Origin of the sequence: uncultured Capnocytophaga sp. (assembly GCF_938029845.1) — a bacterium.
Lineage (GTDB): Bacteria > Bacteroidota > Bacteroidia > Flavobacteriales > Flavobacteriaceae > Capnocytophaga.
In genome coordinates this window covers 1-11882 of the sequence record NZ_CALHGG010000075.1, presented here as the reverse complement: position 1 = coordinate 11882, position 11882 = coordinate 1, and the positions used below count along the sequence as shown (strand labels likewise).

Here is an 11882-nt window from a genome sequence, read left to right as displayed (position 1 = left end):
GAAGCACTGTATCCCCAACAAACCATTGTCTTTTCTCCATATCATGTCTTAGAATTTCTACAGATGAATTGTCCTTAAGATAGAAGAAATAAGTGAAATTCTGCTTTTTCCTCATCGGTGTCATCCCTAACCAATCGTAACGTAAAATCTTTGAAATCTTGTCGGTATAGGGTATCTATACTTGTCTCAGGTTGGCTAAATATACTTTGCGAATAGCTGAGTATAAAGATTAAGAATAGGAATGTTTTCATAAGTTACTTTTTAGAAATTTGGTTGATAAAGCAGCACTTGATCCCTAGCCAGCTACTTACCTCAAGGGTTTGGATACCTCCTCCATAGAAAGATAAGGAGAGTATTTCTGACAAAATTTGTGAATCAATCCATCTGCCTTCCTTTAAGAAATAGATAGTAACCGCCGTTATGGTATAGCAGTAAGAAAAAATAGGAACATGAGAATAATCCCTGAGAAAATGTTTTCATAGAGTTTTTGAAGTTTGAGTGTTATATGTTTTCCTATAAACAAGGCTATCAACAGACAAGGGAGTATCCCTATAATGATAGGATAAAAGAGTCGTTCGCTAGCACTAAAGAAGCTAGCTTTCCTGCTATAAAGCATTCTAAGCAAAGAAAAGAAAATAATAATCACTGCAAATTCTACCATTATTACTTTTACAGAGTAGTAAAGTGGTACGAGACATGGTTTAAATGATGAATACAGGTGCAAAAATAGTAAATAATTAGCTAATTTAGTACTACTACTTTGCCATAGCCCTCGCTGCTTTCTACATATTGGTGAGCAGAGACAATTTCCTCTAAGCGGAACACTTGTTCAGGGGCTACGGGTACGTGGTACTGCTCGATATAGGCAAATAAGGCATTTATTTTTTCGGCATTTACGCCACCTGAATAGAAAGTGGTAAGGTAGGCGTTGTGCAGGAGGTCGCGGGTGGGGTCAAAATCTTCTAAGTACTATTTGCCTCCTAAAAGTCCGGTAGAGCAGATAATACCATATTCTTTTATATGGGCAAAAGAATCTTTGATGCTGGCAGGACCTACCAGTTCTAATATTTTATCGAAACACTCCTCGGTAGCTAAAGTGTTATCGGTATCGGTAGGTTTGATTTGCAGATTTTGCATAGAACCAAAAGCGGTGTAGTAGGTTTCGGGTACGGCAGCGAGGTCGCTCCAACTAAGAGAGGAGGTTATAGGATATACTTGCGCATTGGGTAAGAGGGCGTATTCGGCATAACTACCGTCAAAAGCTCTGCCCATTTCGCCCATTAGCGATACAACGGTTGTCTGATGTGATAATTTGCCGATGTGTCAAGTTGCTAATTGCTGAACAAACTCATTGGCAGGGTGGTTCTTAATCATTTCGGGAGTATCGCATTGCTGAATAATACCCTTATCCAGCACTAATACTTTGGAGCCAAGAGTTAAGGCTTCGGTGATGTCGTGGGTAACGAACACTATGGTAACGCCTGTTTGCTGATGTAGCGCTTTGAGTTCTCGCTGGAGTTGCTGGCGGGTGATGCTATCCAACGCCCCAAAAGGCTCGTCCATCAAGATGATGGAGGGGCTTGCAGCTAAGGCACGAGCGATACCTACCCGCTGCTGCTCTCCGCCCGAAAGCTGGTGGGGGAAGCGGTTGGCGAGTTCAGGGGAGAGGTTTACCTGTTGTAGTTTTTCGGTAACAATGCGCGTTATATCGGTTTTGGAGTACTTCATTAAGTGGAGTACATAGGCAATATTCTCCGCAACGGTAAGGTGTGGGAAGAGGATATTCCCTTGAATTACATAACCTATGTTGCGACGTAGGGCAATGAGGTCTTCGGCTAAAATATTCTTTCCGTCAATATGTATTTCACCCTTGTCGGGCAATACCAATCCGTTAATCATTTTTAGTAAGGTGGTTTTGCCAGAGCCTGAAGTGCCTATGATCGTAAGGAAAGTACCACTTTCAATGGAGAGGTTGAAGTCGGAGATGATTTCCTTGCCGTTATAGCTTTTGTATATATGGGTGAATGTTATCATGGTTGTGGGTGTAAGAGTCCTTTTTGTAGCAGGTAGTTTTTGGCTACTTCTTCGGGTTGTTTCCTCTCGGTTTCAACCAAAAAGTTGAGGTGCGCCATAGTGGTGTCATCAATAAGGTTATTGAGTTTTCTTAGGGTAGTGCGCAGGGTGGGGTAAGTGGTGAGTAGCTCGGTACGTACCACCGTGCCTGCCTCATAAGAGGGGTAGAGATTGCGGTCGTCCTGAAGTACTACTACCTCGCTTACAGAAAGCTGTCCATCGGTAGTGAATACTACCATAGCATCAATCTTCTTATCGCGTATGGCTTGGTATTTGAGTCCGATGTCCATATCTATCACTTTACCAAAGTGCATACCATAGACTTTTTGGAGTTGCTTGTAGCCGTCCTCACGTTCAAAGAAATCATACTCAGCCCCAAAGATAAGCTGCTGGCTCACTTTAGCCAAATCGGTAAAGGTTTTGAGCTGGTATTGCTGGGCTATCTCTTTGCTGACGGCTAAGCTATAGGTATTATTGAAGCCGTATAAGTTTGTCCATTCTAAGCCATATTGTTTTTTGTAGGCATTTTCTAAGATAGTGAACTTATCATCTTGGTAAGGGTCTTTATGCTTGAGTACAGCCTCCCATGAAGTACCAGTGTATTCGGGGTACATATCAAAGCCTCCGCGCAACATTGCAGGGTGAATGTTGGAGGTGCCACCCCCTACGCCATTGGTGAGACGTACTGAAAGCCCTGTGTCTTGCTCGATAAGTAAGGCAAGCATTTGCCCCAGTATATAGCTTTCGGTCATCGGCTTGGTAGCTATATGAATATCTTTTGCCTTTTTGGGTGAAAGCACAAAGAACAAGGTGATGAGTAATGCCAATATGGCTATACCTACGAGTTTTAGAGGGTTGCGCTTGGGGGTAACTTCACGATTTACCAATCGCTTTTCTACTTTTGCCAAGAGATAATCAAAACCCAAAGCCAAGAGAGCAATCAGGACACTGCCTACCAAAGTCATTACGCTATTGTTGGTAGTGATACCGCGATAGATAGCTACGCCCAAGCCACCCGCCCCAACAAACGAGGCGATACCTGCCAGCGCAATGGTCATAGTAACCATATTGCGAATACCAGACATTAATACGGGGAGGGCTAAGGGGAGTTTGATTTTCCAGAGCAGTTGCCAGCGGGTACTACCCATGGCCTCGGCTGCCTCGATAATAAGCGGGTTGATGTGGGTAATGCCTGTATAGGTACTGCGGATAATAGGTAGCAAGGCGTAGAGTATCAGGGCGATAAGAGCCGTGAGGTTACCTACCCCTGTAATGGTGATAAAGAAGCCCAATAGGGCGATAGAGGGAATGGTATAGAGTACATTTACTGCCCCCAGTAGCCAAGCGGCAAACCTGCGGTACTCGCTAATAAAGATACCCAAGAGCACTCCTATAAGGGTAGCTATGGCTATGGCTGAGAGCGAGATGAGCAGATGCTCGGCCGTGAGATGTAGGAAGAAGGGAGCTTCCTCATACAAAAGAGATATAAAATTTGTCAATGCGTTGGGGTGTTAATTTCTGAATGAAACTATGACCGCAAAGATACAAAAACAATTGATGATTAACAATTGATAACTGACAATTTGCTCATCACCTCGTATGCCCTGCCGATAGGAATTTCTATTTCCCCTATATACACAAACTGGTGGGTGTAGGAAGTAATGTGTTGTGTATTCACTACATAACTCTTATTGACGCGTACAAATACCGATTCAGGAAGCTGGCTATGTATGTTTTTCAGATTAATCCACGTGATGTAACGCTCAGTAAAGGTATGGATAATCACATAATCTTTTAGTGCTTCTATATAGAGGATATCGCTGTGTGCAATGCGATAGTTGCGCCGGTTGGCACGAATGCTGATATATTGGGCATCGGTCGCTTCTAAGTCGGTTTTTTGCTCAGAGAGCAACTGGTGATAACTTTCGGCTTTGGCAACAGCCTTTTTGAAACGCTCAGGGGTGATGGGCTTTACCAAATAATCAAGGGCATCTACCTCATAACTCTCTAAAGCATACTGACTGTAGGCTGTGGTGAAGATAACGAGTGTTTGCTCGGGTAGGATTTTAGCCAGTTCCAAACCGTTGATTCCTGGCATCTCGATGTCTAAGAAGAGCAAATGCACTTCGTTCTTTTTCAAGAAGTCGGTAACGCCTACCGCATTTTTGAAAGTGCCTACTACCTTCAAGTTGCTGTATTGCCTGATGAGGCGCTCCATCCCGATACGCGCCAAAGGTTCGTCGTCTATAATCAAACAATTCATAAGGGCAAAGTTAAGGTTACTATATATTCTTGTGGCAAACGCTCTTGCGACAAGCTAAAACGCTCGCCATAGAGCAATTCCAACCGCCGGTTGAGGTTAGGTAAACCTATTCCATTACATTTGTGTTTGCGATGAGGCTCTAAAGGTACCGAATTGCGTACTGAAAAGTGTAGAAGCCCTTCTTTTTCCTCACATTTCATATAAATATAAGTAGGGGAGAGGGTGTCAACACTGTGTTTTACGGCATTTTCAGCTAAGATAAGCAGAATATTAGGGGGAATTTGTATGCCTTGTAGTTTTTTTTCGCTGTAAGTAATTTCATAAGTAAAATCATCGCGGCGCATTGCTTCCAAAGAGAGATAATCGTTTAAAAAACGCAGTTCCGAACTGAGAAACACCTGTTCTTCGTGCGTTTGATACAGCAAATGTCGCAAGAAATCGGAGAGTTTTGTAATGGTATAAGAGGCTTTTTCGGGGTCGATATACAACAACGTGTTGATGCTGTTGAGCATATTGAACAAAAAGTGCGGTTGTATTTGGCTTTTTAGGGCTTGCAGTTCACTTTCAGTGGCTTGTCGCTCCAATTCTTGCATCCTCTCGCTATCTTTTACCCATACTTGCAAGATTTTGATAAGCGTAGAAGTCATTATAAAGGGTACTAGATATACCATACTAGAAAAAATTGCTACAGAAACAGGAGTTTCTGATGCTATTTTGATTTCTTTCCCAATCATATAGTCTTTCCATAGTACAAAATTGAGATAATAGGTAGAGCTCAACATAAAAAGTACCCATAGCGTAAGGAGGATGATATAAGTAGCGAGCTTCCCTTTGAAGAAAAAACGAGGAATAAGCACGTACATATTCAAGTAAAAAGTAGCGGTAATCCCCAACCATTTCTCTATCCAATCCCAATAGTCTATCATTCCTTCGTAATCACCCCATTGTCTGCCCAGTATGAAAAATAGCAATAATGAGCTACAAGCCACAATATGCCGATAGATACGAAATCTATCGGCAATAAGGAACTGCAAGAAGAGATTGTTCTTCAAAAATATGTATGGATTTTCGGTAGTCATTAGTGAGAGGGCGTTGTTAGTCGTTAACCATTAAAATCTGTATCCTAGTCCTACAAAGATAGAGCGTGTGTGCAAATAGTCGCTACTGTGGCGAGGATCTTTGGTAAGGAGATTGGCTAATCCTAAGTAGAAATTGGTTTCTATAAAGAATTTTTCGTTGAAGTTGTATTCCAAACCTAAGAGCGCCCCATAGTCAAATTTTTCAATATCCTTTCTGGTTAATGAACGGTATTTGTTTTCAAAAGGAGTAACCCCAGGTATATAACTCACATAGCCTCCTACTTTAGGACGTAACCCACTGATATCGTATTTGATAGCCAGAGGCACATCAATTCTGTGAAGCATTGTTTTTCCCTTTCCTATAGTGGAATAATTGGTATATATTGCCCCAAGATCTAACAATAATTTCTCAGAAGCAGGGATTTCAACAAAGAAACCACCATAAGAAGAGGTGCTAAAAGGCTCTTTGTCCGTTTTGTTTTGTCCTTCATATCGGTCGTCGTGAACATCTTTGCTCATCAATCCAATTCCAGCACCCGCATGGACGCCAAATTTTACTTGTGCTGTAGCCGTAGCGGTGAGTGCTATTAAGGCTATAATTGTAATAATTTTTTTCATTTTTTATATGTGTTTATTAGTGATGAGAAACTCCGAGAAGCTCAGGGCTTTCAGGGAATCTCCGATTGTTAATTATTCATTGTTAATTGTTTAATTATGACTCTTGAGTTGTGAGAAACTCTGAGAAGCTCAGGGCTTTCAGGGAATCTCCGATTGTTAATTGTTAGTAGCCCCCGACTCACTTACTCGGCAATTGCCGACAACCCCGAAGGGGGACAATCTGCAAAGGGGGTACTTATTGTTGCTACACTTTGTTAATTATTTAATTATTCATTGTTAATTGAATCTGTATCCTACTCCTATAAGGATAGAGCGTGTGCGCAAATAGTCGCTACTGTGGCGAGGGTCTTCGGTAAGGAGATTGGCTATTCCTAAGTTGAAATTGGCTTCTATAAAAAATCTATCAAAGAAGTTGTATTCCAAACCAAAAGTAGCCCCACAGTCGAATTTTTTAAGGTCGTTTTTAGTAAGTGAACGATGCTCATCTTCAAAAGAAGTAACCCCAGGGATATAGCTGGCGTAGATTCCTACTTTAGGCCGGAAGCCCGAAATATCGTATTTCACTGCAATAGGCAAATTGATATTGTGCAACATCGTGCTTCCTTCGCCTATGGTTACTTGATTGATATAGATAAGTCCTATATCTAAGAACCATTTTTCAGAGGCTGACACTTCAGCGGTAAGTCCTGCATAAGCCGACCCACAACTACTCGCTGATTCACTATGAGCTTGCTTTTCATAACGGTCGGTATGAATACTTTTACTCACGGGGCTCAAAGTATAGCCTCCACGCACTCCAAATTTCACTTGTGCTGTAGCTGTAGCCGTGAACACTATCAAGGCTACAAAGGTAATAATTCTTTTCATTTGTTATATGTTTAAAAATTAAGATATTTAAATTTTACAAGTTCTATAACTTATTGTTTTCAAAATTTTCCATTTTACGCTCTCCTCTTGGAGGGGATAGCTAGCGAATGCTTACAACTGGGTATGTGAGAGATGACTTTTGGAACATGGGTTAATTGTTTCTTGAATTTCTGTTGCAATTTTATCCAACATCTCATATCTACTGTGATAAAGAGAGCGTTTGCTTGATTTGATTTCTTCCATTGACTTGTATTGCATTTCAATTGGTAACTTGAACCATCCATCTTTATCAGGAGTACCATCAACATCTTTCCATAATGTATCATAACAGAAACTGAGTTTATGCAACCATTCTATATGAATGAAGTGTTTTTTATTATGTGCTTGAATTTTACTGCCTACACCATACAAAGCGGTACAACCTAACTGCCTGCTAAGCTCTTGGATGATAAATATCATCAAGGTTTTAGGACGAAGAGCATACATTTGTTTTTGTAGTTCCTTGATAGCATTTTCGGTTTTTAGGGTCTTATTACCTTGTATGCACCCTATACGACATATCCATTCTCCATTTTCTTCATCAATTATAAAAGACGCTTCACAGATGACCTCTTGGTAACTATCACAATGTAACGAGATAACAAACTCTCCCTCCTTGCGATACCGGTCATTGTACCCAAGGTATATTTGTCCTTTTTCGTTATTATACTTCATCGTGAACTCAGCCAATTTAATAGAAGTTTCTGTTTCAACTATACGTTTTAGCAAAGGACATTCCTTGATGAAATCATAACAACTCAGCAAAGCATTCATTCGTTCTTCTTTACCCCACTTTGTAGACATATATACCCTAAAAGGTTTGAAATAGAAACGTGGACGATGCAAAAGTACCCATCTATACTTTTCTGATTGTATCAAGCTAAACCATTTTTTAGCAAATGGAATGTTTAACAAGATATGGAAGAGTATTTTGTTCTTTTGTTTTTTGATGTATTTGGGCTGCTCCTTAGCAAAGCCTTGTTCCGTAAGGGTAAGAGCATCATGTAATAGTTCTCTTATTGTCATCGATTCTCATATTATAGAAATTGGATCTTCCCACTGCCTCTAATATCAGTGTCTTTTTTTGAGGGATTCCCAAAGATTATAATATGCCCATAGCCAGTAATTTTTGCTTGTACTTCTTCACTGACACTAGCCTCTATATTTGCTGTTCCTGATATGGAAAGGGTTCCTTTGCGAGTGAGGAGTTCTTTGCCTTGGAAGTTACCACTGCCCAAGACGCTCACTTTCAGTACTTCGGTCTTTCCTTGTAGCTGTACATTTCCTTGTCCCTTGATTGTTACTTCTAATGTTTGTAGCTCTATGGAAAAATGCTCACCAAGGGTAACATCTCCTTTGCCTGCAATAGTTATTTTATTAAATTTCTCATCTATAGGGACATATATCTTTAGTTTGGGTACGTAATTGACTCCATAATGCTTTAGTTTGACAACTAAAGTCTCTCCTTTGACTTCAGTGGCTACATAAGGCAATACATTTTCTGAAGTTTCTACTGTAATTTGTCCTATATTTCCTTCTGTGAGAACAATATCAGCATTGCCAAGCACTTTAATTTGCGAATAAATGGGAATGGTTCTCTCTTGGAAGACAATTTTCTTGTTTCCTATCACAGGTCTACAACAACTCAAAAGAAGGAAGAAAGACTGAAGGAATAGATTTTTGATGGTTCTCATTTTTAGTTGTTAAATTTTATTTAGTTGTTAGTTTTTAGTAGCCCCGAAGAGGGTGTCTGAAAAGTTTTATTGGTGTGGCTGTTTGCAAAACGCCTTACATTGTATCACTACACTTTGCCAAAGGTCGTAGCACGACAAGCAATTATAAACTTTGGCAAAGTTTATATCAAAATCTAATCATTAACCATTAATCATTGTCCTTATTTCTTCTTGTATATTTCTTCAAAAGGCAGTCTAAAGCGTTCTCCCCTAACGCCTTGATCTTCACGCAGTCCGCAAGATACGAGCATATTCACTTCTGCTCCATAAGGCAGGTGTAATATCTTTCTTACGCGTCGGCTATCAAAGCCTTCTATAGGACAGGTGTCATAGCCTGCTTCTGCCATTGCCAGCATAAAGGTTTGCGCTACCAATCCGCAACTCTTGTGTACATTCACCCGCATATCACTTTCAGAAACGAGTTGCATCATAGGGCGAAACCAACTGCTAACTACCCCAAAAGTCTTGCGCAAAAGACCTAAAAGACCAAAACACCTGCTAAAGAGAAAAGGCATCAGCTGGTTGTAAAACTTCTCTTGTTCCTTGATGCGCTTGGCTTGTTTCTCTGGCGGACTATTGCGCTGTATATTACCGCGTTCAAACTCTAGAACCTTCTTGGCGTGCAGACGGTGTTTGTCTTGTCGGGCAACGAATACTACCATTTGCTGTGCTGTAGTAGCCGTTTGCTGGTCAAGGCAAGCGTGTCCCAGTTTTTTGAGTAGTTCCTTATCGGTGATGTGATAAACTTCATAAAGTTGCATATTATACGTGGTAGGAGCCAGAGTAGCCAATTTAAGGCACTCCCGCACCTTCTCTTCACTAATAGGCGTAGGAGCGTAATAACGCACCGCCCTTCTAAAATCTAAAATATCTTTTAACATATTGTTTATTTGTTGTTACTTGTTAGAGAATGATGAAAAACTCAGAGGGCTTGGAGTTTTATAAGGGGCTCCGAGTTACTTATTCGAAAATCATTGATGATTAAGTATTACTTAAATCCCTATCCTCTACAATTGCAATGTAATAGGGTCGTTGTTCTTTGATTTGAGGGTAACAGCTTTAGTGGTTTTTAGGGTGTTTTTGGTCACCTCATCGCCTGAAAGGTTTTTCTTGTCTTGAGTGTAATAAACTACAAAATGATATACTTCACGCTCATCAAATTTATCTACACTGAGGGTAAAAACAGCTTTCCCTTCGTCGTCAGTTGCCATTGATTTAGCGTAAAAAGTAGGTCTTGAACTACTTTTGTATTCCCAAGCCCATTGGTCGTAAACGTATACAGTCCAATTTTTTAAAGCGTTACCATTGGCATCTTTTAAGTAGAGGGTTACATCTACTTTGCCTGCCATTTCCTTAATCTCTTCTTTGCTACAAGCTACAATAGCAAGTGCTATCAATAGTGTTAAAATTATTTTTTTCATTTTTCTATATATTTATTAGTTTAGTTTTTAGTAGCCCCCGTTCCCCCGAAGGGGGACAATCCGCAAAAGGGGCATTGTCAATTGTTAATTACTTAATTGTGACTCCCGCTGAAAGGTAAAAAGCAGGGCGAAATCTACTTATTATAGGGTTTCCTAGTTCGTCTCGCGCATCTACCTCTTGTGAGAATATAGCACTGAGTTTACGCTCTTTGTAAGTTCCTGTACGCAGAAGGTTAGATCCTACTATGATGGGAATACTCACATGCTTTCCTATAGTAAATTCAGGTTGTAAGCCAGCGATGAAATTCTGTTGAGAGAAGATTTCTTTTTGTCCATTACGCCTTACATAAGCCGAGTATCCTCCTATGCTTCCCACTAGTTTTAGGTTGAAGTACTCACTGAAATTATAACCAAAAGCCACTTTAACCCCATTGAAAGAAGCCATATCGATGGTAAATTTGTCACCTATACCACCTCTGAATTTGAAATAAAGAGCGGGAAATATCATAGGATAACCAAAAGTATTGTTCAGTGCTGCCCCTGCCCCTATCTCAAAGGTAGGATGCCACTCCCATACATTGGGTTTCCAATGATATACAAACATAAAAGCGCCGTTGGCATCTACATTTTCGCCTATATGAATAGAGGAAAGGCGGTTCTCAGTAGTGTAACTTCCCGCCCCCAGTGCCATAAGCATAGACCAATGTGTTTTCAGAGGACGTAAATGAATCACACTCGCATTGAGGTTCATCATTTGGGAAGGGAAATTTTTTCTTGCAGGAAGATTATGGTTATCTGCTTTTAGAAAAGAGCCATTAAGTGATACACCCCATACAGTAGGTCGCTGATAGGGATCCTCTTCTTTAGGGGCTTGCATAGAGAAGGGTACTAAAGCCCCCAGAGAATAAATCATAGCCGATCCATCACCTACATTGCTGTCGGATGCGGCATCGTAGAACTTAGAGTTACCAACATATTCCGTATTTATGCTAATTTGTGCAAAAGCCCCTACTCCTAAAAGTAGGATTATAAAGAAAAAAGTTTTTTTCACTAGAGATTGTTTTTGTATCATAGGGCAAAAGTAGCCAAAAACAAATCACCTAGTTAAAAAGTCAAACTTTTCTATACCAAAAACGGAATTTATCCGATAAAATAAGCCAATTTGCAGCTATGTTAATTAAAGAAATATCTCATCAAGAGTAAAAGTATGTATGCCCTTGCGAGCAGTAGCTACTTCTTTGCGCATTTTCTGAGCAAGGACAGTCGTAGGCATAGGGCGGTAACGTTTGAAGAGCCCTATTTTGTTGAGGAAATGAATAGCTTTTACTGAGAAGTTTTCAGCGCCTCTATCGTTATTAGAACGAATAAGTACGGAAGGTTGGAAGATAAGCAGGCTTGGGAAATCAAGTGCTTTTACAGCGTCTTCCAACTGTCCTTTCATACGGTTGTAGAACACTTTAGATTGCGCCTTAGCTCCAGCTGCCGATACTAATACGAAGGTAGGTACTCCGTTATTCTTGCAATGCTCAGCAAAAGCGTACTGATAGTCATAATCCACCCGCCATTGAGCATCTTTACTGCCTGCCACGGCTAAGGTAGTACCCAAACAAGAGAAAGCTACATCGCCGTGCAACAAATCAGCCCACGCTTCAGGGGTATCGAAATTGACCACGTGAGCGTGTAGCTTGGGGTGGGAGAGGGCTAAGGGTTTGCGAACGAAGCAATGTACCTCACTGTAAGTATCGTCGGCTAAAAGTTGTGTTACTAAATCTTTTCCGGTAGCGCCTGT

Annotated in this window: 16 protein-coding genes; all 16 read right to left on the bottom strand. The window is 40.6% G+C overall.

Features of this window, described 5'->3' with window-relative positions:
- Positions 1-74: 74 nt before the first annotated feature.
- A complete protein-coding gene (locus Q0625_RS05300; RefSeq protein WP_298824196.1) occupies positions 75-251 on the bottom strand; it encodes a hypothetical protein in 177 nt (58 codons plus the stop codon).
- A gap of 167 nt (positions 252-418) precedes the next feature.
- Positions 419-661: a hypothetical protein gene (locus Q0625_RS05295; protein WP_298824194.1), complete on the bottom strand. Its 243-nt coding sequence runs from the start codon at positions 659-661 to the stop codon at positions 419-421.
- An 80-nt stretch (positions 662-741) separates the two neighbouring features.
- On the bottom strand, positions 742-936 hold the full coding sequence (locus tag Q0625_RS05290; protein WP_298824239.1) for a zinc-binding dehydrogenase: 195 nt from the start codon (positions 934-936) through the stop codon (positions 742-744).
- 33 nt (positions 937-969) lie between these two features.
- Positions 970-1272, bottom strand: coding sequence for a hypothetical protein (locus Q0625_RS05285; protein WP_298824192.1), 303 nt, complete (start codon positions 1270-1272; stop codon positions 970-972).
- 51 nt (positions 1273-1323) lie between these two features.
- On the bottom strand, positions 1324-2034 hold the full coding sequence (locus Q0625_RS05280; protein ID WP_298824188.1) for an ABC transporter ATP-binding protein: 711 nt from the start codon (positions 2032-2034) through the stop codon (positions 1324-1326).
- Entirely contained in the window at positions 2031-3572 is a 1542-nt protein-coding gene (locus Q0625_RS05275) for a glycine betaine ABC transporter substrate-binding protein (RefSeq protein ID WP_298824185.1), read from the bottom strand. Before Q0625_RS05275 ends, Q0625_RS05280 begins: the two co-directional genes overlap by 4 nt.
- A gap of 62 nt (positions 3573-3634) precedes the next feature.
- Entirely contained in the window at positions 3635-4336 is a 702-nt protein-coding gene (locus Q0625_RS05270; protein WP_298824182.1) for a LytTR family DNA-binding domain-containing protein, read from the bottom strand.
- Positions 4333-5415 carry a histidine kinase gene (locus Q0625_RS05265; protein WP_298824180.1) on the bottom strand — a complete coding sequence of 361 codons (1083 nt, stop codon included), beginning with the start codon at positions 5413-5415 and terminating at the stop codon, positions 4333-4335. Before Q0625_RS05265 ends, Q0625_RS05270 begins: the two co-directional genes overlap by 4 nt.
- A gap of 30 nt (positions 5416-5445) precedes the next feature.
- Positions 5446-6033 (bottom strand): outer membrane beta-barrel protein, encoded by a 588-nt coding sequence (locus tag Q0625_RS05260; protein ID WP_298824177.1) that lies wholly within the window; start codon positions 6031-6033, stop codon positions 5446-5448.
- 276 nt (positions 6034-6309) lie between these two features.
- Positions 6310-6900, bottom strand: a complete 591-nt coding sequence (locus Q0625_RS05255) for a porin family protein (RefSeq protein ID WP_298824174.1) — start codon at positions 6898-6900, stop codon at positions 6310-6312.
- A gap of 111 nt (positions 6901-7011) precedes the next feature.
- Positions 7012-7965 (bottom strand): DUF535 family protein, encoded by a 954-nt coding sequence (locus Q0625_RS05250; protein ID WP_298824171.1) that lies wholly within the window; start codon positions 7963-7965, stop codon positions 7012-7014.
- 11 nt (positions 7966-7976) lie between these two features.
- Complete coding sequence (locus tag Q0625_RS05245) at positions 7977-8633, bottom strand: head GIN domain-containing protein (protein ID WP_298824168.1); 657 nt, start codon at positions 8631-8633, stop codon at positions 7977-7979.
- Between the two features lie 200 nt (positions 8634-8833).
- Entirely contained in the window at positions 8834-9553 is a 720-nt protein-coding gene (locus Q0625_RS05240) for a nitroreductase family protein (protein WP_298824165.1), read from the bottom strand.
- 126 nt (positions 9554-9679) lie between these two features.
- Positions 9680-10093 (bottom strand): hypothetical protein, encoded by a 414-nt coding sequence (locus tag Q0625_RS05235; RefSeq protein ID WP_298824163.1) that lies wholly within the window; start codon positions 10091-10093, stop codon positions 9680-9682.
- Positions 10094-10181: 88 nt separating this feature from the next.
- The gene (locus tag Q0625_RS05230; protein WP_298824161.1) at positions 10182-11144 is read right to left on the bottom strand and encodes a DUF6268 family outer membrane beta-barrel protein; all 963 of its coding nucleotides are present in this window, start codon (positions 11142-11144) and stop codon (positions 10182-10184) included.
- A gap of 126 nt (positions 11145-11270) precedes the next feature.
- On the bottom strand, positions 11271-11882 hold a 612-nt coding region (locus tag Q0625_RS05225; RefSeq protein WP_298824158.1), incomplete at its 5' end, for an NAD(P)H-binding protein.

What these genes read in the sequence shown, in the direction of transcription:
- Q0625_RS05300 (WP_298824196.1), bottom strand. Translation starts at nt 251, where the DNA reads ATGAAAACATTCCTATTCTTAATCTTTATACTCAGCTATTCGCAAAGT.
- Q0625_RS05295 (WP_298824194.1), bottom strand. Translation starts at nt 661, where the DNA reads ATGGTAGAATTTGCAGTGATTATTATTTTCTTTTCTTTGCTTAGAATG.
- Q0625_RS05285 (WP_298824192.1), bottom strand. Translation starts at nt 1,272, where the DNA reads ATGGGCAGAGCTTTTGACGGTAGTTATGCCGAATACGCCCTCTTACCC.
- Q0625_RS05280 (WP_298824188.1), bottom strand. Translation starts at nt 2,034, where the DNA reads ATGATAACATTCACCCATATATACAAAAGCTATAACGGCAAGGAAATC.
- Q0625_RS05270 (WP_298824182.1), bottom strand. Translation starts at nt 4,336, where the DNA reads ATGAATTGTTTGATTATAGACGACGAACCTTTGGCGCGTATCGGGATG.
- Q0625_RS05265 (WP_298824180.1), bottom strand. Translation starts at nt 5,415, where the DNA reads ATGACTACCGAAAATCCATACATATTTTTGAAGAACAATCTCTTCTTG.
- Q0625_RS05260 (WP_298824177.1), bottom strand. Translation starts at nt 6,033, where the DNA reads ATGAAAAAAATTATTACAATTATAGCCTTAATAGCACTCACCGCTACG.
- Q0625_RS05255 (WP_298824174.1), bottom strand. Translation starts at nt 6,900, where the DNA reads ATGAAAAGAATTATTACCTTTGTAGCCTTGATAGTGTTCACGGCTACA.
- Q0625_RS05250 (WP_298824171.1), bottom strand. Translation starts at nt 7,965, where the DNA reads ATGACAATAAGAGAACTATTACATGATGCTCTTACCCTTACGGAACAA.
- Q0625_RS05245 (WP_298824168.1), bottom strand. Translation starts at nt 8,633, where the DNA reads ATGAGAACCATCAAAAATCTATTCCTTCAGTCTTTCTTCCTTCTTTTG.
- Q0625_RS05240 (WP_298824165.1), bottom strand. Translation starts at nt 9,553, where the DNA reads ATGTTAAAAGATATTTTAGATTTTAGAAGGGCGGTGCGTTATTACGCT.
- Q0625_RS05235 (WP_298824163.1), bottom strand. Translation starts at nt 10,093, where the DNA reads ATGAAAAAAATAATTTTAACACTATTGATAGCACTTGCTATTGTAGCT.